The following is a 24,722-nucleotide window of genomic DNA, read 5'->3' as shown; positions in this document are numbered from 1 at the left end:
GAAGGGGCTGTCGGTGCTCCGGGATCGGATGTGTGTTTTTTACGCCACAGTGTCTGGCGAATGTCACGCTCCCCTTTCGGGGCCGATTGACCCGCAGCAGGAATAGTGGCTAATTCCTACCTGTCTTGAGCCCACAGCGGTGTTCACGCCGCGAGAGAAACTCGTTAATAAAGGAATAAGCATATGAAAAAGGTTCTGTTCGGAACCACCACCCTGGTGGCAGCGGGCCTGATCTCCAGCACCGCTTTCGCTGGCGACGTGACCTCCAAGGACAACCTGCAGCTGTCCATCGGTGGTAAGATGGAGCAGTACTTCGGTGGCGTTGGTAGCTTCGGTGATGGCGGTCGTGAAGACGGCATGGGCATCAACACCGACACCGAAGTCTACGTGAACGGCATGACCACCCTGGACAACGGCATCACCGTGAAGGCCGTCATCCAGCTGGAAGCCCAGACCAACAGCACCATCAACGCCGACGAGCAGTACGTTGAGCTGTCCGGTTCCTTCGGTCGTATCCAGGCCGGTCAGAAGGAAGACGCTGCTTCCCAGCTGGCCGTGACCGCCCCGACCGTGGGTTATGTCAGCATCAACGACACCTACACCTGGTTGGGTGCTCCGGTGAACGGCGGTACCTTCGCCGGCGGCGACACCACCTGGTCCTCCGATGATGCCACCGTGTCCTACTTCACGCCGTCCTTCTACGGCTTCACCGGTGCGGTGTCCTACACCCCGAACCCCGGTGGCGCCCTGGTCCCGGGCCGTGGCAGAGGTCGTGATCATGTCTTCATGAGCGTCGGGTATTCCAACGAGTTCTCCGGCGTTGGCATCGACGCTGATGTTGGTTCCCGCATCGATACCTCCCAGAACGCTTGGGGCATCCGGTCCGGCTTGAACCTGTCCTACGCTGGGTTCACTGTCGGTGGTTCCTTCATGGGTATTGCTGGTGACGACACGAGCGAGACCTACGTGTGGGATGCCGGTCTGTCCTACGCCGTTGGCCCCTACGCCGTTGGGTTCACCTACGGTCAGAACGATGGCGCGCAGCAGGATGGCGGCGCTACCGGCGTTGGCCACGAGGCTTCCTACATGGTGGGTGGTTCCTACAACATGGGCCCCGGTATCAGCCTGGTGGGCAACGTGTTCTACGCCACCATGGATGGCGAAAAGGCCGCCGGAAACAACGACACACGTGATGGCGTCGGCGCCGTTGCCGGTGTTGTTCTGGCCTTCTAATTCAACCGTCTTCGGACGATTGGATCAGGGTAAGGGGTGGCCTTCGGGCCGCCCCTTTTCCGTTTGGCCTATCCGTGAAGACACATCTCTTTTCGGGGAATGGGGAATGGGACCGCCCGTCTTGTCAAAAAGGGGTGTCATCTCCATGCTGGGCGGTTACCTTGCTTGGGTGATTCAGTGGATTGGTGCCCTTCCCATGACCCTCAACTCTTCCTTTGGCCCTGTCGGGTCCCTGTTTCAGCGGCCTTTTTTGTTTCTCCGCCATGGGGAAAGCACCACCAATCGGGCTGGTGTCATCGCTGGATGGCGGGATCCAGAGTTGACTGATCTCGGGTGCGAACAGGCCCGCCGTGCCGCTGAAATCCTGAAGGACTTGCCCCTGACCGCGATCTTTTCCAGTCCTCTCCAACGCGCCTGGGATACGGCAGCCCCCATTGCCAAGGTCCTGGACATGCCGGTCCATGCGGTGGATGGGCTGAAAGAACGCAATTGGGGGGCTTTGGAGGGGCGGCCCCTTGCGGAAAGACCCCATATGTATATTGACCCCGAGGGGGGAGAAACCTGGGACGATTTTGGAACCCGGGTTTGGACTACCTTGGAGGGCTTAGAGCCATACCCTGGACTCCCCTTGATCGTAGCCCATTCCGGTGTGATGCGTGTCATTCGCCATCGATTGGGTTTATCCGCAAGGGCGGAGCGTGTCGCCAATGGTGTACCCATCCGACTGGAGCCCCCAGACCGGAGTGGAACCCATTGGACAGAAACGCCATATGCGCAAAGGCGATGAGGGCATGCCTTGGGATGGTCCCGGTCCGCGAGCTGTTGTAGGATGTCGCTTGGTTCCCTCCCCCTATGGCAGGGCGCGCCCCGGATGAGGGACGCCAAGGCCGCCCTTCAATCAGTTTGAGTCCGAACCCCGGAGACCGATGGCATGCGGAATTTTTTGATCGGATTGGGTCTATCCCTGGTGATTTTGGTGGCGGCGGTGCTGATCGTGCCCTCCTTCATCGATTGGAACCAATACCGTGACCAATTGACCGCTCAGGTCCAAGCGGCTACGGGGCGGGCCCTCACCATCGAGGGGGACCTGTCCCTTTCGGTTCTGCCGACGCCGGCCCTGGCTGCCGATGGGGTGACACTGGCCAATATGGAGGGTGGATCCGAACCTGTCATGGCCCAGATCAAGGCCGTGCGGGTCAATGTGGCCATCGCTCCCCTGCTGCGTGGCAATCTGGTCGTCACTTCCGTCGATATTATCTCGCCGAATATTCTCTTGGAACGACTCGCCGATGGGCGGGCCAACTGGGAAATGACAGCGGGAGCCTCCGGTCAAGGGGAAGCGGAAGGGACCTTGCCCCCCAAGGCGGGTGACCGCCCGTCCGAGGATCAGGGCCCTGGCGGGGGCTTGTCCATTTCCGTGGACGAGGTCAATATTGTTGACGGAACCCTGCGCTATCGCGATTCCCAGTCCGGTCAGTCGGAGGATGTGAGGGCCATCAATCTGGTCCTGACGGCGGATAGTCTATCGGGGCCCTTTACCGCTCGGGGACGTTTGTCACCCCGAGGTGTCCCCCTGTCGCTTCAAGCCGCGATGGGGGCGATCTCGCGGGAGAAGGCAAGTTCACTGGCTCTGCGTCTGTCCCAGGGAGAGGGGGAGCAGGCCCCCGCCGCCATCGAGTTCAACGGCTTGCTTTCGGACCTGTTCAGCCTGCCTGTCCTACGGGGGGAGCTGGCGGTGACCGTTGATGACCCCGCTGGCTTGGTCGCCTCCCTGGAACCGGCCTTGGGCACCATCGCCCCTCCCACCGGTCCATTGGCCCGTCCCATGTCCCTCAAGGGAAAGCTTCAGGCGTCTCCCTCCAGCGGATCCTTGCGGGATCTGATCGTCACAGGAGCAGGTACGGAAGCGACGGGAGCTGCGACCCTGGATTTGGGCGCTGTTCCCCGGTTGGATCTGTCCCTCGCTTTTACCCGGATTGACTTGGATGGATGGGTCCAGGCCTCCTTGGCCCCTCCTTCGGTCCATCCAACTGAGCCGCTGATTCGGAAGGCCTCTCTCCAGGGCCTCCTGATTTCACCGGCCCATGCCCAGGCGGCCGCGGATTCGGCTCCAAATGGCGGAATGGCCGCTTTTACCCTGCCGAGCGGTGTGGATATGTCCTTGGACCTGTCCGCAGATGCTGCCACCTTCAACGGCTCTGCTCTCCGGGATTTACGTGTGAATGCCAGCCTGTCCGGGGGGGAGCTGACCATTAATGAGTTGTCCTCCCGACTACCCGGTGCATCGGATCTTTCCGCCTTCGGTTTCCTGCGCAACGGCGAGACCGGTCCTGCTCTGGATATGACGGTCAACGCCAATTCCGGTGATCTCCGGGCGCTTTTGGATTGGCTGAAGGTCGACGTGGGGGGGGTGCCGGGAGATCGTTTGCGGGCTCTGAAAGCGCAGGCAAATCTGTCTGGTTCGGCGGCGCTGGTAAAGGTGACCGGCGTCGATGTGACGCTGGATACAACCCATGTGAAAGGGGCTTTTACCCTGCGCCCCGGCGACCGGCTTGGAATCGGCGCAACCCTGCGGGTGGGCTCGCTGAGTCTGGATGCCTACCTTCCCCAAAAGACCGCGTCCACCGGGGTTGGAACCGGGGCCGGGGCCGCCGATGGGGCCGTGGATCCAACTGCCAAGGCACCCGCCGGGGAACCCGCCCTCTTTGAGGGGCTTGAGGCCTTGAATGGCTTCGATGCGAGTTTTGATCTGGCCGTCGATCGCCTGACCCTGAAAGGCGAGGAGTATACCGGGATTGCCGCCAAGGGGACCTTGGTCAATGGCCTTCTGACAATTAGCGAAGGGGGGCTTGGGCAAGGCTTCGGCGGTTTGCGCGCATCCGTATCGGGCGGTGTGACTGGGTTCGGCGGTGTCCCAGACCTCAGGGATTTCTCTTATGACTTGCGGATGGCCGATCCTGGACGTGTGGCGCGGGCGCTTCAGCTGACTCTGCCTATCCCTGCGGAGCAATTGGGCTCGGTTGCTCTTCTGGGGACGCTGGCGGGAACCCCCAATGCCTTGACCATCGATAGCCGTGTGATTGCTGCCCAAGCGGATATCCAAGCGAAGGGTTCGGTGGACGGTGCCGTTTCGGGACTGCCGAAGGTGGACCTGGACACGGCACTGCGCCATCCCGATTTTGTGACCCTGGTCCGTTTGGTCAAACCGGATTATAGGCCGAAGGGCAATCCCGGACCCGTGGATGTCGTCGCCCATGTGAGCGGTGGCCTGGATCAGATGACCCTGTCGAACCTGGGAGGGACCCTGGGCAAGACAGCCCTTGGCGGGACGGTCACGGTGACACCGGGGTTGGGCGTTCCCAAGGTCGTGGCGGATCTGGATCTGGGGAATTTGGTCCTGGATGATTACCTGCCCGCCGAACAGGCAGCCTCCCTAAGAGACGAAAGGAGGCTCCCGATCCGTGAAGCTGCGGCCCGGGGAAGAGGCCTTCGACCGGGGCCGAGTGAATTGTTCCAGCGGGCTGCTGCCGTGGTCCTGGCGCCCAATGGGATCGAGCGGCGCCGACTGGAGACAGAACTGGCTTCAGCCCCCTGGAGTTCCGATCCGATTGATCTGTCTGTCTTGGATGCACTCGACGCCGATGTGACGCTGAAAGCCGATAGCCTGACCCACGACGGTTGGAGCTTGCAGAATGCCGATATCAAGGCTGTGGCCCGTGAAGGCGTTCTGGATCTATCGCGGTTGAATGGGCAGATGTTCGGCGGTGCCTTAGCCGGTAAAGGGAGGGTGGTCGGAGGCGCCGCACCGACCTATGACCTGGATTTGAATCTGAAGGACTTGCAGGTGGCTCAGTATTTGAGCCTGTTCGGGGGGGCTGCGGGCGCGCAGGGGGTAGGGGATCTGTCCCTGGCCGCCAAATCCCAGGGAGCAACCCTGCTCGATATCGTGCGGGCATTGGCGGGGAATGGTGGCATCGACCTGAAAGGCGTGGATCTGCGGGCGGGAAGCCTCAAGGGACAGGGGCTTGGGGGGATATTGGAGCTGGTCGGTCTGCTCAATGATGCGACCAGTTTGGGGATGAAGAATGGGGGACTGGCCGATCTGAAAGGGACTTTTGAGATCGCCGATGGCGTGGTTTCCTTCTCTCCCTTCTCGCTGATTTCTCAGCTATACCAAGGGGCGATTTCGGGCAAGGTTGACTTGGCGAATTGGACCATCGACGCCGATGGCAGCGCCGAAATTGCCCAATCGGCTTTGAGCAATCTGCTCGGCAAGGCCATCAAACTACCCGACAAGATTCCCTTTAGCCTGAAGGGAAATATGGATAACCCGGTGATCAAGGTGGCCACGGCCAGTCTGTCTGGTGCCGGTGTTGGAGGGGGCGCCGGGGGGGCGGTCCTGGATCAGGTTGCGCCCGGTGCGGGCAAGGCTCTCGACAAGGTTTTGCCGGGGGCGGGGTCTTTGCTCAATGGGGTTCTCGGGGGAGGATCCGGCCAGCCGGAGACTCCTTCCGCAGAAGGGGCGGATGGGACATCCACAGCGGGTGACGCGCCTCAAAAGCCCAAGGAAAAGCCCGCAGATCAACTGATTCGCGGGCTCCTCAAGGGTTTCGGAGGCTAGATCATATGCTTCGAGGGAAACGGGTCCAGCTTGCATCAAGCTGGACTCGTTTCCCTCTCGTTATATAGATTTTAGAGTGCTTCCCATCACAGTACACGACAGTGTCTCGTGTTTTTTGGGCGATTGCCCAAGGTCATTTGGGAGCCAATGCCCCCACCCCTCCTTTTTTTCTCTTACAATTAAGAGCTTGGGGTCTGGGGCCTTTCGGCCCCGGTGGGGGACGGGGCAAAGCCCCGTGACGGGAAAACATCCCCCGTTCTGTACCGTGGACTCCCATTCTACGCGTCATGCTCTAGGGTTTCTCGAGTGGTGAGCTACGCCGAGACATTAAATGGGGCCATGCCGCGATAGGTGTCCAGGACATAAATGCGAATGGCGCTGGACAGGTTTCCAGACCGACCGGTGTCGATTTCCGTGACGAGATCGTTGACGGATTTGCCATTCAGACGGGCCAGATCCTTAAGGGCATCCCAGAAAGGCTCCTCCAGGGAAACACTTGTCCGGTGTCCGGCGATGGTGACCGATCTTTTGCGCACGACGGGCGCTTGTATAATTTGGTCCATGGGTTCGGTGACTCCTCAAACTCTTAGAAAAAAGGACTGGGTCGCTCTTTGGCGACCCTTGGCCCTGGATCTTCACCCCCAAACCGTCACGGTCAATGTACCAGCGTCTTTTGTAAGATCTGTTTGGCACATCGTGGGACAGGTGTCTCTGACCGATGAACGGAAGCGTGCCCTGATTGTTTCAAGTCTTTATGGATGGTCAATCGTGTGCTGGGACAGAATACTGTCCGTTCAGCAACCATGATGTGTCAGGCGCGCGGGGCTTCGAGCCTGACTGAATCCATATACCGTGGGTGTTCCGAACTGGCTAGAGATTACTCGGATAAGAGCATGGTTTTTTAGACGAGCCGCTGGCTGTTGGTGTGCGGAATCGGGGAATGACAAGTACTAAGAGGGTGTTTTTCACTTAAATGATGCAAGAAATGTGGATTTTATCGGTCTCTATTAATTTCGATATTGCAAAGAAATCGGTGGCTCTGCGCAAGGGCGTTCGCATGGTTTTCGGCTTCTGTCAGGCCACTGGCCTTGCGCGGTTTCAGGGAATGATCGCCATCTTCCAGCCAGTGCACCTGTATCGCAGAAGAGAGGGGAAGAGCCGCGATAGACTCCCGGCTTCCCAGGCTGTCGCGGGTGCCTTGGCAGATCAGTGTGGGCGTCGTCAACTGGGCCAGATGGGCGCAGCGGTCGACGGCCTTTTCAGGCTTTCCCGGCGCATGGAAGGGAAAGCCAAGTCCCAACAATCCGGCGACACCTAATTCGTCGGCCACCAATGAGGCCATGCGTCCCCCCATGGATTTGCCACCAATGACCAGCGAGCGCTGGCCATTGGTGCGAGATTCTTCGCCGACGATGGCTTTCCAGGTTTCCAGAAGCTTGGGTTGCCTGTCGGGTGGGGCTTTCACCCCCTCGGCTCGGCGCCGGGCCATGTAGGGGAATTCGAAGCGGACCACGTGCCAGCCGTATGCGCTAAGCCCCTGGGCGAAGACCTCCATGAAAGGGCTGTCCATGGGCGCTCCTGCCCCATGGGCAAGGATAACAGTCAGTGGAGCGTCCTTGGGTCCGTTGCGGAGGATTGGAAGGGTGACGTCGGAGGACATGGGATGCTCCTTGAAAACGGGCCGTTCTTTTTTTGGCGATTGCCCAAACCCATTTGGGGGCCAATGCCCCCAAGCCCCCCTCTCTTTATGGCCTGGGGTCTGGGGCCTTCCGGCTTCAGCTTCGCCAAAGAGGGGGGGCGGGGCAAAGCCCGGTGACGGAAAAGGGCGAGATGCTCTAAAGGTGCATCGCTGTTTCCGTTTCTCTCTAACTATCGTGAAGGTGGCTTCGGGCATGCTGAAGCGGGTGCAAAGTATGAGCTCAGTCCTCTGGCGCCGCCCGCCCTAAACAGGCTGTCACAGGGCTTCACCCTTTGCCCCACCAAGGGAAGACCCCGGGCCAACCCGAGGTCTTTCCAAACAGGTCAATCGAAGGCGTTCTCTTAGAGTGAAACTGGACCAGCGTCAGTCAAGCTGGCCTCGGAGCACTCTAGTTCAGGTAATCGCGGGCCAGGACCTCGGCAATCTGAACGGCGTTCAAGGCCGCACCCTTGCGCAGGTTATCGGACACACACCAGAAGGACAGGCCATTTTCGACCGTCAGATCCTTGCGAATGCGGGACACGTAGACCGGATCCTCACCGGAGCACTCCACGGGGGTCACGTAGCCCTCGTTGGCGCGGTGATCAACCACCACGATCCCCTCAGCCTTGCTCAGGACGGCCCGGGCGGTCTTGTCGGTGATCGGCTTCTCGGTCTCGATGTTCACGTATTCCGCATGTCCCACCATGACCGGAACGCGGCAGCAATTGGCGTGCACAGCGATGTCCGGATCAAGAATCTTGCGCGTCTCCGCCATCATCTTCCACTCTTCCTTGGTGGCCCCGTCGTCCATGAAGACGTCGATATGGGGGATGACGTTGAAGGCAATCTGCTTGGTGAACTTTTGTTGGAAGTCCGAAGCGGGTTGGTTCACATAGATGCCCTTCGTCTGGTTGAAGAGCTCATCCATGGCGTCCTTGCCACCACCGGAAACCGATTGATAGGTGCTGACCACCACCCGCTTGATCCCGAAGGCCTCGTGTAGGGGCTTCAGGGCCACAACCATCTGAATGGTCGAGCAATTGGGGTTGGCGATGATGCCGCTCTTCTGGTAGCCCGCAATGGCTTGGGGGTTCACTTCTGGAACCACAAGGGGGACGTCCTTATCCATACGGAACTGGCTGGTGTTATCGATCACAACGCACCCCGCCGCCGCTGCGCGGGGGCTATGTACGGACGACACTTTTGCTCCGGGCGAGCTGAGGGCGATATCCACACCGGTAAAGTCGAACTTATCCAGGTCCTGGACGGTTAGGATTTCCTCTTCGCCAAAGGACACCTGCCGTCCCGCAGAGCGTGCGGACGCAAGCGCAATGACTTCCTTGACCGGAAACTCCCGTTCAGCCAGCAGGGACAGAATCTCCCGTCCCACGTTCCCCGTGGCGCCGATCACTGCCACGCGGTATCCACCGTCTCTATATGCCATGTTCGTTATAATCCCTGATGTCGCGGGCGGGCGATAAAGCCCCGAAGGGGGTGGAAGCTACCCCCTGTCGCCCACGTTATCAAGGGAAGCCGCTGCGCTACTGCCCCGCCACCTGCTCGTCGGTTGCCGAAATATCAGAACCGTCGACGAAGGAGGTCGGGACATTGGTCGTCCCGGTTTTGGTTTTGCTGTCCCTGTCCACGCGTTTCGCAGTCAGGGTCGAGGGGCGCTCGGCCGCCTCATCCGTATAAAAGATGTGGGTTCCAATTCGCGCGGTCTTTTCCAGGCGACGCGCCCAACCGGGCGTCACGCTGGTGTTGTGATACCACAAGGCCCCATCTGTCGGATCATTGATGGTGTTATCCCGGCGCAACACAGACATGGCCAGTAGGATGGAGGAACGCCAAGCGTCCTTTTCTACCGGTTTGTCCGCCTTTCCATCGCAATACCAGGAGAACTGGCAGCCCTTCTTGCCGCGAGTCCGGTTTTCCTGGACGACATCGCAAATGGTGCCGGGGAAACGGGGGTCCCGGGCGCGATTCATGACCACCTGGGCCACAGCAACGCGGCCCCGGAGTGTCTCGCCCCGGGCTTCCCAATAGTCGTTCAACGCCAGACAAAGCATGTCCTGTTTGGACACTGTTAGCGTACCCGCGCCAACGCGGATATCCTTGGGAAGCTCTATCGCTCCCGCAACCGTGGCGCTGGCGATTAACATCGCCAGAGCGGTCAGGATAAGTCTCATCGGCTGTTTCTTATCCGCGCGATCAAGCAGCCGCCCTGTTCTGGGCGTCCGTGCCTTCGGCGCGGCCCTTTCGTTTCTATCCGAGGGGCCTTCCTGCCCGGACATCCGCGCTACTCCGGATGTCACGAACACAAAAACCGTCGCTCTCGCGATCGCCCCAACCATCGTCAAGGTTGGGCCAATCTCCTTTTCCCGTGAACTGTTCCCAGCAAACGATCTCGGAGGGCCCTTCGCAAGGGGGCCGTCACTCCGAGCCAATGCGGATCGGAGTACCAGGAAGTTTATTGCGCTGCAACATTAATCGTATCGCATCAAAATCCACGCTGCAGACCTATTCGGTTTGCATGGCGATGCTGTGTAAGAAATACGGCAAACCAGGGGCAGTTAACAATCCCATGCGGGGTGGTGGGATACTGTTCCCTTAAACCCTGTGGCGTGAAAGCCACAATGTCAATGACAAAATGGCATTGTTTTGAAGTTAAAACTAATTAAACGTCTTCAGCGCTCGACCTTGCGAATTATCAATGCTTAGGAGAGGTAATGGGATTAGACCTGATCCAGAGCCAAACGACCGGTCATTCTATCCCCCGACAGTCGCTTGGCCGACCATACCAGTTCCTCATGTGGTCCACTCTCATGGGCGTCGCTCTGTCGGCGCCCATTTTTTTCGATATCAATGGGTTAAGCGTGGGTTGTGGTTATGCGACGATGATGTGGCACCGTCTCACGCCCGGTTATCCCTTCAGGTCGAATCGCAGATATGGTTCAGAGGACGGCATAAGGACCTGAAAAAGTGAGGTTCTTCTTTCTTTTGGATGTGTTCACGCGGAGTCGGATCCACCGAAAATGTGCAAAGGCTTATTGTGATTAAACTGAAATGAAATGCCGTTTTCCCATGGGTCAGCCTCCCCATTCCGTTGGTCGCCCCACAAAAAGGGCGCGCCAGAGGTCTCCTCGGCGCGCCTTTTAAGCCCTATCGAAAGGGCGGATTCATTTTTTTGAGAAAGTGCTTAGAGTGCCTTTGAGATCAAGTTGGGCCAAGAAATGGCCCAACTTGATCTCGGAGCACTCTAGGACCGCTTTTCCATTGCGGCAATCAGGGCATCGCCCATGCCGGTGGTGCCCACCAGGGTCATGCCCGGCTGCATGATATCCCCGGTGCGGACCCCGTCGTTGAGCACGTCCTTGACGGCATCGTCCACCAGATCGGCCTCTGCTGCCATGTCGAAGCTATAGCGCAGCATCATGGAGAAGCTGAGCAGGGTTGCCAGCGGGTTGGCTTTGTCCTGACCGGCAATGTCGGGAGCGGACCCGTGAACCGGTTCGTACATGGCCTTCCGAATACCCGTGGCATCTGCGGCGCCAAGGCTGGCCGAGGGCAACATGCCCAGGGAACCGGTCAACATCGCGGCGCAATCGGACAGCAGGTCACCGAACAGATTATCGGTAACGATCACGTCGAATTGCTTGGGGGCCCGCACCAATTGCATGGCGCAGTTATCAGCGTACATGTGGGACAGTTCAATATCCGGATATTTGGCAGAGATCCGCGTCACTTCTTCCCGCCAGAGCAGGCCGCTTTCCATCACGTTGGCTTTTTCGACACTGCACAGACGTTTCCCGCGCTTGCCTGCAAGATCGAAGGCCACCTCGGACACCCGCACGATCTCGTAAGTCTCGTAGACCTGGGTGTTGACCCCCCGGCGCTCGCCGTTGGTCAGCTCGGTGATGCCCCGGGGTTCGCCGAAATAGACACCGCCCGTCAGTTCGCGGACAATCATGATATCCAGTCCGGCAACCAAATCGGTCTTCAGGCTGGAGGCTTCGGCCAAGGCGTCGAAAACCAGGGCTGGACGCAGGTTGGCGAACAGCTCCATTTCCTTGCGCAGGCGCAGCAGGCCGCGCTCGGGCTTCAGCTCGAAGGGCAGTTCCGCATCCCACTTGGGACCACCGACGGCGCCCAGCATCACCGCGTCAGCCTCAAGCGCCAGCTTCATCGTGTCATCGTGCAGGGGCGTGCCATGGGCGTCATAGGCGCAGCCGCCAACCAGACCCTCTTCCACTTCGAAGGAGGCTCGACCTTCCTTTGCCAACCAATCCATCACGCGACGGACCTGGCCCATTACCTCGGGGCCGATGCCGTCACCGGCCAGGAACAGAATCTTTTTCGTCTCGGGCATCGGATGCTTCCTCTTCGTGGTGTAGATGGTCTTCGGCCAGCGGGCTCCCGCCCGCAACCCGGCTGGAGGCAATGCCTCCAGACCTCCATTTTTTCTTCACGGGAGTCGGGGAGCCCCAGGCTCCCCGGTCAGGGGGCTTTGGGGGCGCGTGCCCCCGGCTCATCAGGCGGACTTGGCGTTGACCATCCAGGGGGCCTGGGTCTCGCGGGTCTTTTCGAAGTCCTCAATCTTATCGGCCTTCTGGAGGGACAGACCGATGTCGTCCAGACCGTTCAACAGGCAATGTTTGCGAAAGGGATCCACATTGAACGCAACCTCACCGCCGTCCGGACCGGTAATGACCTGCTTTTCCAGGTCAATGGTCACGGTGGCGTTCGCGCCCCGCTCAGCGTCTTCCATCAGCTTGTCCACGTCTTCCTGGGGCAGGACGATGGGGAGAATGCCGTTCTTGAAGCAGTTGTTGTAGAAGATATCAGCGAAGCTGGTAGAGATCACGCAGCGGATGCCGAAATCCAGCAGGGCCCAAGGCGCATGCTCGCGGGAGGATCCGCAGCCAAAGTTGTCTCCGGCAACGAGGATCTTGGATTTCCGCCAAGCGGCCTTGTTGAGGACGAAATCCGGGTTCTCCGACCCGTCCTCGTTGAAGCGCATCTCGTCGAACAGGTTCTTGCCCAGGCCGGTCCGTTTGATGGTTTTCAGGAACTGCTTGGGGATGATCATGTCGGTGTCGATGTTGATCAGCGGCATGGGGGCCGCGACACCGGTCAGCGTGGTGAACTTTTCCATTTTTTCCTACCCTCGTTCGTTCGCGAGACGCCGGATGCCGTCCACGAAAACCTGAAAACTCCTGGACTGATTGCGGCCCACATCAAGATGCGGTCCAATCGCACCAGCGCCGGAAAGTGGCTTGTAGACTTTGACCAGAGTTTTCATTTCCTGCTTCGCATTGGCCAAACGGTCGGGATCACGGTATTTGGCCTTCCGCTGGTCCCTCTCGAACCGACTGCCGGGAACCAGTCCCGACCGATCAATGGTGAGAAGATCGCCTAAATACCACGACTCGAGTTCCTGACAAACGATCCGAACCACCGTATGGCTCCGCTTGCTCTCGGGACAGAGCTTTGTCAAACGCTCCTTGAGCGCAAGACAGTCACCGCCGTCATTGTCCCGCAGGATCATGAACCGTGTTCCCGGCGGCCATGCGGCCTTGAGCTTGCGGGGAATGGACTTTTCCAAATCGGATTTTCCCTGATGGGGGATCACCCGAAAGGGCCGATCCCCCAAGATGCCCGGCAAAATATGGTCCCTGAGAAGCAGGGCGATGGACGGCTCTTCCACCAAAACGACCACCAGCGTCATTGTCGGCCCAGCCCCCCGAAAAGCCCTTGGCGCCAGAGATATCCGGGAAGATCCCCCTCGCGAACCAGGGACTCCAGAATGGCGTCCTCTGATGCCCTGGCTACCTCTGTGAATCCGTCGCGCTTTTCCATCACCCAGATGCTTTCAAGCGGCACGGCATTCAGAAAATCCGGGGAGTGGGTCGACACGAAAACCTGCCCACCCCGTTCGGCGTATTCCTCAAACTCCTCGGCAAGTTCCCCCAGAAGTGTGGGGTAAAGCTGATTTTCCGGCTCCTCCACGCATAACAGGGGGTGGGGCGCAGGGTCATGCAGCAGCACGAGATAGGCGAACATCTTGATCGTACCATCGGAAACAAAGCGTCCAATGAAGGGGGTGTTGAAGGTGCCATCGGAAAAACGGAGCGACACACGCCCGTCGTCCATCTGGTGGGCCTCGACCCCATCCACGCCCGGTACCCGGCGCCGCATTTTATCCAACAACCTGATGAACAGATCCGGATGCTGCTCGAACATGTATTGAGTGACCAGAGCCAGATTGTCACCGTCGACCGACAGGCTTTCGGCGACACCGGCGTCTTTCACCTCCCGCGCCGCAGTAATATGAAAGTCTGAGAGATGCCACCCTTCGATCAGGGAACGGACCGCGTTGGCGGCTTTGAACTTGCGGAAGACACCAAGGCCTTTGATGGCGAGTTCGTTATCGTCCAGCGCCTGGTCTTCTCGGTCCAAGTGCTCGTCGCTTTTGTCGAAATCTTCCTCGTTGGAAATCGCATATCCCTTCCCCCGCGTGAAATCAAGGAAATGGTAGGGCCGCCCATGGGCGGCCCTTTTGTACTTCAGGATCTCCCGGACAATGTGGGGTCGTCGGCCCTCGACCCCCAATTCGACGGAATAGGTGACAAGACGGTCTTTGCCGGACAACTCCATGCGAAAGGCCAACTCCAGGAAAATGGTCTCCCCTTCGCTTCCCCTCGACACCACCTCGTGAAAGCCACCCCGCCGCATAAAAGCCGAACGGACATCGCTCGCCAGGGAATCCCGCAGGAAACCGAAAACCTCGAACAGGGTGGTTTTGCCAACGCCGTTCTGACCGACAACCACGCAAAAGGGGGGGATCTCCTCCATGGAGACATCCCTCAGGGATTTGAAATTTTTAACCCGAAGTCGCTCGAGCTTCATGACTCCCGCCCCTCTCCCCTACTGCTGTCCAGTCCGACTCATCGAAGGGTTCACTGGAACTCGCGCGGATCGGCCAGCGTGCCCTTGATGGCGGACGCGGCGGCCATTTCCGGGCTCACCAGATGGGTGCGCCCCCCCCGGCCCTGACGGCCCTCGAAGTTGCGGTTGGAGGTCGACGCGCAGCGCTCGCCCGCCGACAGCTTGTCGGCATTCATGGCCAAGCACATGGAGCACCCGGGTTCGCGCCATTCGAAACCGGCCTCGATGAAAATCTTGTCCAGACCTTCTTCCTCGGCCTGTTCCTTCACCAATCCAGACCCCGGAACGACCATGGCGTTGACGGTCTCGGCGACCTTGTGGCCTTTGGCGATGGAGGCGGCGGCGCGCAGATCTTCGATCCGGCCATTGGTGCAGGAGCCGATAAAGACCCGATCGATCTTGACCTCGGTCAGGGGTGTGCCCGCTTCCAGACCCATGTAAGCCAACGCCCGCTCCATGGCCGTCCGGCGCCCCGCATCGGCCACATCGGCGGGGTTGGGAACGGACCCGGTGATCGGTGCCACGTTTTCCGGGCTGGTGCCCCAGGTTACCTGTGGGATGATGGTCGAAGCGTCGATTTCCACCACCTTATCGAAAGTGGCGCCCTCGTCGGTCTTCAGGGTCTTCCAATAGGACACAGCGGCGTCCCAGGTCGCGCCCTTGGGCGATCCCGGACGACCCTTCAGGTATTCGAAGGTCGTTTCGTCCGGCGCAATCAGACCGGCGCGTGCGCCCGCCTCGATGGTCATGTTACAGACCGTCATACGGCCTTCCATAGACAGCCGACGGATCGCCTCGCCTGCGTATTCGATCACATAGCCGGTGCCGCCCGCCGTACCGATCTGCCCGATAATGGCCAGCACAATGTCTTTGGCGGTTGTGCCCGGGGGCAGGTCTCCATCCACCTTGACCAGCATGTCCTTTGCCGGAGACTGGCGCAGGGTCTGGGTGGCCAGCACATGCTCCACCTCTGAGGTGCCGATACCAAACGCCAGGGCGCCGAAGGCCCCATGGGTCGAGGTGTGGCTGTCACCGCAGACGATGGTGGCACCGGGCAGGGTGAACCCCTGTTCGGGGCCAACGATGTGCACAATCCCCTGACGGATATCATCCATGGCGAGATAGGGGACACCGAATTCCTTGGTGTTGGCTTCCAGGGCTTCCACCTGGATACGGCTTTCCTCGTCCTCGATCCCCTTGGACCGGTCGGTGGTCGGCACGTTGTGATCGGCCACGGCCAAAGTCGCTTCCGGGCGACGGACCTGACGACCGGTCATGCGCAGGCCTTCAAAGGCCTGGGGACTGGTCACTTCGTGCACCAGATGGCGGTCAATGTAAATCAGGCAGGTCCCATCGTCCTGCTGGTCCACGAGGTGGCTTTGCCAGATCTTGTTGAACAGGGTCGTGGGCTTACCCATACCGTGACGCTCCCTTGCCTACGCCCCGTCGAGGGGCCCTTTGTTGGTTTCGACGACATGTCGAAGCCGGATCCTAAGGGGTTCGCGCGGGAAATGGCAGATGGAATGTTATCGCCATGGTGCGCGCGAAACATGAAAATCGAACACCAGTCCGGACAGGCCGAAACCGCCTAACCCGCCACCTCCTTTTCGGAGATGGCGGGCGGAGGGCGGACGGTCGTCGCCGGAAGGAAGCCCCCGAACCAGGAGGAGGCTTCCAAAAACCCGAAGGAGTCTACTTCTTCCCCTTGGGCTTGGCCTTGCCGTCGGGCTTGCCCGCAGGCTTGTCTTCGGCCTTGGCGTTCAGTTTACGCTCCTGGGTGATGGCCCGCTCGTTGGCCAGGGCCTTCTGGGTCGAGGTGATATTCTCGACGATACGGGCGGAACGGCCCTGACGGCCACGCAGGTAGTACAGCTTCGCGCGGCGAACCTGACCGCGACGCACGACCTCGATCCGGTCGATGGTCGGGGCATAGAGCGGGAAGACACGCTCCACGCCTTCACCGAAGGAGATCTTGCGCACGGTGAAGGAGCTGTTCAGGGCCGCGTTCCGACGGGCGATGCACACGCCCTCGTAGACCTGCACGCGCTGGCGGGTGCCTTCGACCACCTTCACGTGGACCTTGACGGTATCGCCGGGGGAGAACTCGGGAACGCCCCGGGTCTCCAGGAGCTTTTCCATCTGCTCCTTCTCAAGCTGCTGAATGATGTTCATTGTCCGCATCCTCTGTTCAAGTCACCTCGGCCCGCAAGATACCGATCCCATAGGTCCGGTCGCCGCGTCCGAGTGATGTCCTCCGCCTGGGCCAATCGCCAAGCGGCCACATTGCCATGGTGCCCAGAGGTCAAAACCTCTGGCACCGTCCTACCCCGCCAATCGGCGGGACGCGTATACTGGGGATACTCCAGGAGCCCCCGCTCGAAACTCTCGTCTTCCAAGGATTCCGTCTTGCCGACCACACCGGGCAGCAGACGCACGACGGCATCCAGCACCAATTGGGCAGCCGCCTCTCCCCCAGACAGGACGAAATCGCCGACACTGATCTCCAGCATCTCGCGTTCGTCCAAAACCCGCTGGTCCACCCCTTCGTATCTCCCGCAGAGCAGGGTCAAAGAAGGTTGGCGGGACAGGTCCCAGGCCATGGCCTGATCCAGCACCTTTCCCCGGGGGGTCAGGTAAACCAGGGGGCCATCCTTGGGCCAGGAGGCCTCGATGGCCGCATCCACGACGTCGGGGCGCATGACCATGCCAGCCCCGCCACCGAAGGGTGTATCGTCCACCGTGCGGTGCTTATCCGTGGCAAATCCCCGGATATCCACCGTTTCCAGGCTCCAGGTCCCGCTTTCGAGGCCCTTCCCCGCGAGGGAATGGCCAAGGGGTCCGGGAAACATCTCCGGGAAGAGGGTCAAGACGACGGCGCGCAAGCTCACGGGGACACCTCCCCTTGGTCTTGAACAGATTCCGGCGCCTTCTCGTCCGCCTCGCCCCCGTCAAGGAGGCCCGGCGGAGGATCGGCCACGAGACGGCCCGCCTTGATATCCACCACCGGCACGCAGGCCTGGGTAAAGGGCAGGAACACGACCTTGGAGGCATCTTCCGACAGGGCGACCTCCAACATGTCGCCCGCGCCGAAGTCATGGACCGCACGCACCACCCCGAGGTTGCCCCCGTCAGCCCGTTCGATCGGTAATCCGATCAAATCGGCGTGGTAGTACTCGTCCTCCTCCAACGCGTCCTTGGGCAGGGCGGACCGGTCCATATAGAGCCGTGTGCCCTTCAATGCCAAGGCAGCGTCACGGTCATCGATCCCCTTGAGCGCACAGAGAACCACGCCCTTTGCCAGGTTTTTGAAAACCAGGTCAAAGGAACGGCTTCCGCCTTCGTCCGTCAGCGGCCCATAGGAGCACAGGGCCGCTTCGTCCTGGGTGAAGCTTTTCACCCGGAGAAGACCCCGTACGCCATGGGTGCCCACGATCACGCCCACGAGCAATCGCTCCGTCATCACATCCTAGTCCCGTAATCCGGGGACCCGAGCCGAGGGTCCAGACGGAAACCTTGGAAAAACCGAGGGCCTTAGCCCTCGGCCGGAGCAGCGGCTTCAGCTTCGGCCGCAGCGGCGGCTTCGGCGGCGGCCTTGGCGGCTTCCTCGGCTTCGCGCAGACGCTCCTTGGCCTTGGCACCAGGCTCGGCCTTGGTGGTCTGATTGGGGATGGCGCGCTCGCCGGTCAGGCCCGCAGTCGCCAGGAAGCGATGGACGCGGTCGGTCGGGGTGGCGCCCACGCCCAGCCAGTATTTGATCCGCTCGTCTTTAAGGACGATGCGGTTCTCGTTGTCACGGGGCAGCATGGGGTCGTAGATGCCGACCTTTTCGATGAACTTGCCATCGCGCGGGCAGCGTGAGTCGGCGATCACAATGCGGTAAAAGGGGCGCTTCTTGGCGCCACCACGGGCGAGCCGAATTCGCAGGGACATTGTCGTCTTACTCCTGGTTCTTGAACTTAGACTTGTTTACTTTTAACGGAACTACTTCTTCTTCCGACCACTTTTGCGGCCGGTCACGCCTCCGGGTGCGCCCAGTCCTGGGCCACCCAAACCGGGGAAACCGGGTGGCAGACCCCCTCCCGGCATCCCGCCGGGAAGGCCGCCGGGACCACCCAGGGCGCCAAGGTCGGGGGGCATATCGCCGCCACCGCCCAGACCACCAAGGAGGCCCGCAAGGCCCTTCTTGCCACCCATTTTCTTCATCTTCTTCATCATCGTGGCCATCTGCTGGTGTTGCTTCAGCAGTTTGTTCACGTCGGGCACGGTCATCCCCGCACCCATGGCAATGCGCTTTTTGCGTGAGGCCTTGATCAGATCGGGATTGCGCCGCTCCTTGATCGTCATGGACAGGATCAAGGCTTCTTGGCGCTTGATCATATTGTCGTCCATCTTGGACTCCGCCATCTGGCGCTGCATCTTGGATACGCCCGGCAGCATGCCGAGCAGTCCCTTCATATCACCCATCTTTTTGATCTGACGAAACTGGGCCAGCAGGTCTTCCAGGTCGAACTTGCCCTCGGCCATGCGCTTGGCAAGCTTTTCGGCCTCGGCCACTTCGATGGTTTCTGCGGCCTTCTCCACCAGAGAGACCACATCCCCCATGCCGAGGATCCGGCCAGCGATCCGTTGGGCGTGGAACGCCTCAAGCGCATCCATCTTCTCGCCCATACCCATCAGCTTGATGGGCACGCCGGTAACCGCCCGCATGGACAGGGCCGCACCCCCGCGGCTATCGCCATCCACCCGGGTCAAAACGATGCCGGTAACGCCGACTTTCTCGTTGAACTCGCGGGCGATGGTGACCGCGTCCTGACCGGTCATGGCATCGGTGACCAGCAGGGTCTCGCGGGGATTGGTGATCTCCCGGACCTTGGCCACTTCCTCCATCAAGGCGTCATCGATATGCAAACGCCCCGCCGTATCAAGGATCACCACATCGTAACCACCCTCGCGCGCTTCCTTCATGGCGCGTTTGGCGATCTCCACGGGCTTTTGTCCCATGACGATGGACAGCACATCGACCCCGGTCTGCTCGCCGAGGATTTTCAATTGTTGTTGGGCCGCCGGACGGTAGACGTCCAAGGAAGCCATCAGGACCTTCTTGCGCTCGCGCTTGGTGATGCGCAGTGCCAGCTTGGCCGAGGTCGTGGTCTTGCCGGATCCTTGCAAACCGACCATCAGAACCGGAACCGGTGGGGTATGGGCCAGATCGATGCCGAGCGCGAGGGGATCCGGCTGCTCGTCCAGGGCGCCTTCGCCACCGAGCATCTCCACGAGTGCATCATGGACGATCTTGACGACCATCTGGCCTGGGGTGACGGAGCGGATAACCTCCTGCCCGACGGCCTTTTCCTTCACCTGGGCGACGAACTGCTTGACCACCGACAGCGAGACATCGGCCTCCAGGAGGGCGACGCGCACTTCGCGCATGGCTGCGTCAACGTCGGACTCCGAAAGGGAGCCGCGGCGGCGCAGCTTGTCGAACACATCTCCTAAGCGACCGGACAGACCGTCGAACATGAATAATGGTCCCTGGCTTGGGGTTTCGGCCCGTCCCGGTGAGCTCCACGCAAACGAGTTTGGCGCCAGTGCGCGATACTCGCGGACTGGCGGACCTCCTCGGAGGCAATGGGTCAACCGAAATGGGTGACACGAAACCGGCCCCGTGGATGGTCCACGGAACCGGAGCATCGGTTTCTAGTGCTGGAGGGCGCCGGAGTCAAGCTTTCCCTAGGCCCCATCCCCAATCACGATCCCCGGCCCTCATCCTTGAACGGAGAAACTCCAACGTATCAAAAGCACGTCCAACATCAAATACGCCCTTACTGCAAACGGCCCTCTTTCCTTCCGTGTCCCTTTCCCCTAAACACCTCCCTTGGTCCGAATTCACGGACCCCGGTCGCAGCCTACCCGGTAAAAAACAGGAACCCCCATGAAAACCATCGTCATCTGCTCCGGCGGATTGGATTCCGTCACGCTGGCCCATAAGGTCGCCCAGGAGGCGACCCTCTCCCGCCTCGTTTCCTTCGACTACGGGCAACGCCACGCCAAGGAACTGACCTTCGCCGCCCGCTGCGCTGACCGCCTCCGCGTTCCCCATGACATCGTGGATCTGCGTGCCGTTGGCGCCTTGCTTTCCGGATCCTCCCTCACCTCTGATGCGGTGGCCGTCCCCGATGGTCACTATGCCGAGGAGACCATGCGCATCACCGTGGTTCCCAACCGCAACGCCATCATGCTGACCATCGCCTTTGGCATTGCCTCCGCCCAGGGAGCCGAGGCCGTGGCCGCCGCGGTCCATGGCGGGGATCACTTCATCTACCCCGATTGCCGCCCGGGCTTTTGTGAGGCATTCGCCACCATGCAAAGCCATGCCTTGGAGGGCATGGGTCCGATCGCCTTCCAGACCCCCTACGTCCACCAAAGCAAGGCCGATATCGCCGGAGAGGGCGCCCGCCTGGCTGTGCCCTTCGCCGAGACATGGTCCTGCTACAAAGGGGGCGAGGTCCACTGTGGTCGCTGTGGCACCTGTGTAGAGCGGCGGGAAGCCTTTCACATGGCTGGGGTGGAGGATCCCACGGACTATGCCGATCCAGACTATTGGGTCTCTGCTGTGGCAGACGCCCGGGCTCGCGGTTTGGGCTCGAGGGGAGAAGGGTGATGTACCGGATTCTTAAGGAATTCCATTTCTCGGCCTCCCACCAGCTCAAGCAGCTTCCCGACGAGCACCCCTGCGGCCGCCTCCACGGCCACAATTATGTGGTGGAAGTGGCTCTGGCGGCGGAGGCTTTGAACGGCGTGGGGTTCGTGCGGGATTACCGGGAACTCTCCCCTTTCAAGGACTGGCTGGACAGGACCCTGGACCATCGGCATTTGAATGATGTGCTCGGCGATGAGTGCGTGACGGCGGAGCATATCGCCAAGACCTGCTTCGACTGGTGCAAGGCCCGATGGCCGGAAACCGAAGCCGTGCGGATTTCCGAGACACCAAAGACTTGGGCGGAGTATCGCCCTGAAAGGGCGTTGGGGAATACCCCGCCCGCAGAGGCGTTACCGGATAACGGGTCGTGACCGAGGGGATACTGCGTGTCAGTGAGATCTTTGGCCCGACCATCCAAGGCGAGGGACCGTTGATCGGACATCCCACGGTCTTCGTTCGCCTTGGTGGCTGCGACTATCGCTGTTCCTGGTGCGACACGCTCCACGCCGTTGACCCGAAATTCCGCGCAACCTGGATGCCCATGGACGCCGCCACTGTCTGGGCAAAGGTCACGCGGTTGTCCGGCGGGGATCCGGTGATGATTTCGCTTTCGGGCGGCAATCCGGCGATTCAGCCCCTCGGGGGAGTGATCGCCCGGGGGAAAGCCGAGGGCTATCGCTTCGCCCTGGAAACGCAGGGATCCATTGACCGGGCGTGGTTCGCTGATTTGGACCACCTCATCCTAAGCCCCAAGCCGCCCTCCTCGGGCATGGTCACAGATTGGGGGAAGCTCGCGGACTGTCTCCAGGCCGCCGGTGACGGACCGCAGGTCTCCCTGAAAGTCGTGGTAATGGACGAGGCAGATTACACCTTCGCCAAAGGAGTCGCGTCCCGCTTCCCAACCCTTCCCCTCACCCTGCAGCCGGGCAATCACACCCCTCCGTCCCCAGACACTGAAGACGGAGCCATCGACCTGGACGGGATCGGAGAGCGGTTGCGCTGGCTGGCGGAGCGGGTGACCGCCGACCGCTGGTTTTCCGCCCGGGTCCTCCCCCAATTGCATGTGATGATCTGGGGCAACCGGCGCGGTGTTTGACCGGGGGGGGCATCAGGGCGCCCCCCTTCCAACCGGACCCGCGTCACACCTCGGTCAAACGTCCATCAGCCATCCAGGATTATGGCAAATCCCCCTGGGCACAGCCCCCCTCCATCCCCATGTTCGAGCCATGACACACGATATAGAGCACTTCATCCAAGCTTTGCCCAAGGTGGAGCTGCACCTGCACATTGAGGGCAGCCTTGAACCTGAACTGATGTTCGATCTGGCCCACCGCAATGGCGTGGCTTTGCCCTACGACTCGGTCGAGGAGATCCGGGCTGCTTACCAGTTCGGCAATCTTCAGGAGTTCCTGGACCTCTATTATCAGGGCATGGCGGTACTGCGGACCCGCCAGGATTTCCAAGATCTCACCCGGGCGTATCTGGACCGCGTCGCCCGGGATAATGTCCGCCATGTGGAGATCTTCTTTGACCCTCAAGGACATACCGAGCGCGGCGTTCCCTTCGCCGAGACCATTGAGGGTATTCTGGATGCCCTGGAGGAGGGGGAACGGGACCTGGGCATCACCTCGGGGCTGATCCTCAGTATCCTGCGTCACCTGCCCGAGGCGGATGCGCTGAAAACCCTGGAAGCCGCTCTTCCCTATCGGGAGTGCCTATTGGGTCTGGGGCTGGATTCTTCTGAGGTTGGGCATCCGCCGTCCAAGTTCACCCGGGTATTTGAAAAAGCCCGGGGCCTGGGCCTGAAAGTCATGGCCCATGCGGGGGAGGAAGGCCCGCCCGCCTATGTGTGGGAGGCCCTGGACCTGCTGAAGGTGGATCGGATCGACCACGGCAACCGGTCGCTGGAAGATCCGGCCCTGGTGGACCGGTTGGTGGCAGAGGGGATGACCCTGACGGTCTGCCCGCTTTCCAACCATAAGCTCTGCGTGGTCGAGGATTTGGCGCAGCATCCCCTGAAACGGATGCTGGACCTGGGCCTGAAGGTCACGGTGAATTCCGATGACCCCTCCTATTTCGGGGGGTACCTGGGTGACAATTATCGCGCGGTTGCCCAGGCACTCGACTTGAGCCGGGTAGACCTCGCCCAGCTGGCGAGCAATGGCATCGAAGGCGCCTTCCTGACTCCGGAGAGAAAGGCTGCCCTGCTTGATGAATTGAACGGCCATCTGGCACGTGGCTGAGGCACTGCGTCCCAGCATCATCATATCGCCGAGACAGGGGGAGAGGCAGGGGTATCGACTGGCTCCTCTCAATTCATTGAAAAGAAACAATCGGACCCCCTTTGCATTCCGGTGAAGGTCCGCTTATATTGGGGCTGCCGGGCTTGCTCGGCTATGACGCTAAACCCTTCGTGGAATAAGCGTTGCGGACCCGGGGGCGGTACCCGGCGCCTCCACCAGTTTCAGCGGCCAACCTTGCTTTGCGAAAGTCTGGTTGGTCCCTTTGGGGGCGAAATAGGATCGACGCGCGTGGTAAAGACGTAGGCTGTGTTCGGCATGGTTCCACCGTTACCGGGCCATTGCAACAGTTGCCAATGACAACTTTGCCGAGGTGCGTGCCGCTGCGTAAGCAGTGTCACAATCTCAATTAAGTCCTAGGCCTTCGCACGTCTAGGCGCGGCTCGGGGGGCGCCGGGCAACAGAAGCCCTCCACTTTCCCCCACCCTCCACTTTCCCCCCACTACGCCTGAATGGGCAGAGACTCGGTCTAGAGCATTTTGAGCAACAGTGCTCGCCGGGTGTGCGCACAAAGTGAGATAAAGCAAGATGCTCCAACGGAACGGCCTCTGACAGAGAGGGTTTCTGTCATGAATAACCCACGATTAACTGATTTATCCTCTCCCCGACTACGGGACAGGATTGTGTTGCCCGTGGTTCCGTTTATGCTATGGGGTCAGGATGACCCACAAACCCACTCACGAGGGACGAAGGATTGCCCGTGGACGATATCATCGAACACCTCGCCTATGATCGCATGGTAGAAAAAGCCCTGCGTGGCGTTTTGCGCGAAGCCCTGGAAATTACCTTGCGGCAGGGCCTCCCCGGCGAGCACCATTTCTATATCACCTTCGACACCAACCACCCCGACACGGTTCTGTCTCCCCGGCTGAAAAGCCAGCACCCCGAGGCCATGACCATCGTTCTCCAGAACCAGTTCTGGGACCTGGAGGTTCGGGAGAGCTTCTTCGCTGTGGTCCTGTCTTTCGGCGGTATCCGCGAACGGCTGGTGATCCCCTTCGAGGCTGTCAGCGCCTTTGCCGATCCCCATGCATCCTTCGGTTTGCAATTTCAGACCGGTGTGGTTCTGGAGGACGAGGAGGACGAGGACGACGACCTGTTTCCCGACCCCGTGGCCGAGGACGATCAGGATGGTGTCGATGCCCAGGACGGTGTGACCGCGCCCGAAGATAACGTCATCACACTGGATACCTTCCGCAAGAAGCCCTAATAAAGCAGCCTCGCATGGGGGGTGGACCG

General features: G+C 60.4%; 22 protein-coding genes and 1 other RNA gene. 9 read left to right on the top strand and 14 right to left on the bottom strand.

Going from position 1 to position 24,722, the window contains the following annotated elements:
- The first annotated feature begins 183 nt into the window (after nt 1–183).
- The 3 genes from ACLIRY_RS12460 (at nt 184) to ACLIRY_RS12450 (ending at nt 5,854) form a co-directional block, all read left to right on the top strand.
- Nucleotides 184–1,233 (top strand): porin, encoded by a 1,050-nt coding sequence (locus tag ACLIRY_RS12460; RefSeq protein WP_413205714.1) that lies wholly within the window; start codon nt 184–186, stop codon nt 1,231–1,233.
- Between the two features lie 145 nt (nt 1,234–1,378).
- Nucleotides 1,379–2,020: a histidine phosphatase family protein gene (locus ACLIRY_RS12455; RefSeq protein WP_413205713.1), complete on the top strand. Its 642-nt coding sequence runs from the start codon at nt 1,379–1,381 to the stop codon at nt 2,018–2,020.
- Between the two features lie 144 nt (nt 2,021–2,164).
- Complete coding sequence (locus ACLIRY_RS12450) at nt 2,165–5,854, top strand: AsmA family protein (protein ID WP_413205712.1); 3,690 nt, start codon at nt 2,165–2,167, stop codon at nt 5,852–5,854.
- 314 nt (nt 5,855–6,168) lie between these two features.
- On the opposite strand, the gene ACLIRY_RS12445 is transcribed toward ACLIRY_RS12450, so the two are convergent.
- The 14 genes from ACLIRY_RS12445 to ffh all read right to left on the bottom strand — a co-directional run bounded on the left by ACLIRY_RS12445 (nt 6,169) and on the right by ffh (nt 20,003).
- A complete protein-coding gene (locus ACLIRY_RS12445) occupies nt 6,169–6,417 on the bottom strand; it encodes a ribbon-helix-helix domain-containing protein (RefSeq protein WP_413205711.1) in 249 nt (82 codons plus the stop codon).
- 431 nt (nt 6,418–6,848) lie between these two features.
- Nucleotides 6,849–7,514, bottom strand: coding sequence for an alpha/beta family hydrolase (locus ACLIRY_RS12440; RefSeq protein ID WP_413205710.1), 666 nt, complete (start codon nt 7,512–7,514; stop codon nt 6,849–6,851).
- A 427-nt stretch (nt 7,515–7,941) separates the two neighbouring features.
- Nucleotides 7,942–8,979, bottom strand: a complete 1,038-nt coding sequence (locus ACLIRY_RS12435) for an aspartate-semialdehyde dehydrogenase (protein ID WP_413205709.1) — start codon at nt 8,977–8,979, stop codon at nt 7,942–7,944.
- Between the two features lie 97 nt (nt 8,980–9,076).
- On the bottom strand, nt 9,077–9,724 hold the full coding sequence (locus ACLIRY_RS12430) for a cell wall hydrolase (RefSeq protein ID WP_413205708.1): 648 nt from the start codon (nt 9,722–9,724) through the stop codon (nt 9,077–9,079).
- Between the two features lie 1,070 nt (nt 9,725–10,794).
- A complete protein-coding gene (gene leuB, locus ACLIRY_RS12425; RefSeq protein WP_413205707.1) occupies nt 10,795–11,904 on the bottom strand; it encodes a 3-isopropylmalate dehydrogenase in 1,110 nt (369 codons plus the stop codon).
- Between the two features lie 162 nt (nt 11,905–12,066).
- Nucleotides 12,067–12,690: a 3-isopropylmalate dehydratase small subunit gene (leuD, locus tag ACLIRY_RS12420; RefSeq protein ID WP_413205706.1), complete on the bottom strand. Its 624-nt coding sequence runs from the start codon at nt 12,688–12,690 to the stop codon at nt 12,067–12,069.
- 6 nt (nt 12,691–12,696) lie between these two features.
- A complete protein-coding gene (locus ACLIRY_RS12415) occupies nt 12,697–13,263 on the bottom strand; it encodes a DUF4276 family protein (RefSeq protein ID WP_413205705.1) in 567 nt (188 codons plus the stop codon).
- Nucleotides 13,260–14,444, bottom strand: coding sequence for an AAA family ATPase (locus ACLIRY_RS12410; protein WP_413205704.1), 1,185 nt, complete (start codon nt 14,442–14,444; stop codon nt 13,260–13,262). Before ACLIRY_RS12410 ends, ACLIRY_RS12415 begins: the two co-directional genes overlap by 4 nt.
- 50 nt (nt 14,445–14,494) lie before the next feature.
- A complete protein-coding gene (gene leuC / locus ACLIRY_RS12405) occupies nt 14,495–15,901 on the bottom strand; it encodes a 3-isopropylmalate dehydratase large subunit (protein WP_413205703.1) in 1,407 nt (468 codons plus the stop codon).
- Nucleotides 15,902–16,175: 274 nt separating this feature from the next.
- Nucleotides 16,176–16,655, bottom strand: coding sequence for a 50S ribosomal protein L19 (gene rplS / locus ACLIRY_RS12400; protein ID WP_413205702.1), 480 nt, complete (start codon nt 16,653–16,655; stop codon nt 16,176–16,178).
- Complete coding sequence (gene trmD / locus ACLIRY_RS12395) at nt 16,652–17,371, bottom strand: tRNA (guanosine(37)-N1)-methyltransferase TrmD (RefSeq protein ID WP_413205701.1); 720 nt, start codon at nt 17,369–17,371, stop codon at nt 16,652–16,654. The genes rplS and trmD overlap by 4 nt, the downstream gene beginning before the upstream one ends.
- Nucleotides 17,368–17,943, bottom strand: coding sequence for a ribosome maturation factor RimM (rimM, locus tag ACLIRY_RS12390; RefSeq protein WP_413205700.1), 576 nt, complete (start codon nt 17,941–17,943; stop codon nt 17,368–17,370). Before rimM ends, trmD begins: the two co-directional genes overlap by 4 nt.
- A 71-nt stretch (nt 17,944–18,014) precedes the next feature.
- On the bottom strand, nt 18,015–18,413 hold the full coding sequence (gene rpsP / locus ACLIRY_RS12385; RefSeq protein WP_413205699.1) for a 30S ribosomal protein S16: 399 nt from the start codon (nt 18,411–18,413) through the stop codon (nt 18,015–18,017).
- 51 nt (nt 18,414–18,464) lie between these two features.
- Entirely contained in the window at nt 18,465–20,003 is a 1,539-nt protein-coding gene (gene ffh / locus ACLIRY_RS12380; protein WP_413205698.1) for a signal recognition particle protein, read from the bottom strand.
- A gap of 412 nt (nt 20,004–20,415) precedes the next feature.
- On the opposite strand from ffh, the gene queC reads away from it, so the two are divergent.
- From queC to ACLIRY_RS12350, 6 genes are all read left to right on the top strand, one after another.
- Complete coding sequence (gene queC / locus ACLIRY_RS12375; RefSeq protein ID WP_413205697.1) at nt 20,416–21,144, top strand: 7-cyano-7-deazaguanine synthase QueC; 729 nt, start codon at nt 20,416–20,418, stop codon at nt 21,142–21,144.
- A complete protein-coding gene (locus ACLIRY_RS12370; RefSeq protein WP_413205696.1) occupies nt 21,144–21,554 on the top strand; it encodes a 6-pyruvoyl trahydropterin synthase family protein in 411 nt (136 codons plus the stop codon). Before queC ends, ACLIRY_RS12370 begins: the two co-directional genes overlap by 1 nt.
- Nucleotides 21,551–22,279 (top strand): 7-carboxy-7-deazaguanine synthase QueE, encoded by a 729-nt coding sequence (gene queE, locus ACLIRY_RS12365; protein WP_413205695.1) that lies wholly within the window; start codon nt 21,551–21,553, stop codon nt 22,277–22,279. The genes ACLIRY_RS12370 and queE overlap by 4 nt, the downstream gene beginning before the upstream one ends.
- A 130-nt stretch (nt 22,280–22,409) precedes the next feature.
- Nucleotides 22,410–23,426, top strand: a complete 1,017-nt coding sequence (locus ACLIRY_RS12360) for an adenosine deaminase (RefSeq protein ID WP_413205694.1) — start codon at nt 22,410–22,412, stop codon at nt 23,424–23,426.
- A 97-nt stretch (nt 23,427–23,523) separates the two neighbouring features.
- Nucleotides 23,524–23,899, top strand: a transfer-messenger RNA (tmRNA) gene (ssrA, locus tag ACLIRY_RS12355).
- A gap of 284 nt (nt 23,900–24,183) precedes the next feature.
- Nucleotides 24,184–24,693, top strand: coding sequence for an SspB family protein (locus ACLIRY_RS12350; RefSeq protein ID WP_413205693.1), 510 nt, complete (start codon nt 24,184–24,186; stop codon nt 24,691–24,693).
- Nucleotides 24,694–24,722 lie beyond the last annotated feature (29 nt).

The sequence above is a fragment of the Rhodospirillum sp. A1_3_36 genome (assembly GCF_047263945.1).
Taxonomy (GTDB): Bacteria; Pseudomonadota; Alphaproteobacteria; order Rhodospirillales; family Rhodospirillaceae; genus Rhodospirillum.
Note: the sequence above shows the minus strand (reverse complement) of the source record. Positions and strands in the feature narration are given on the sequence as shown.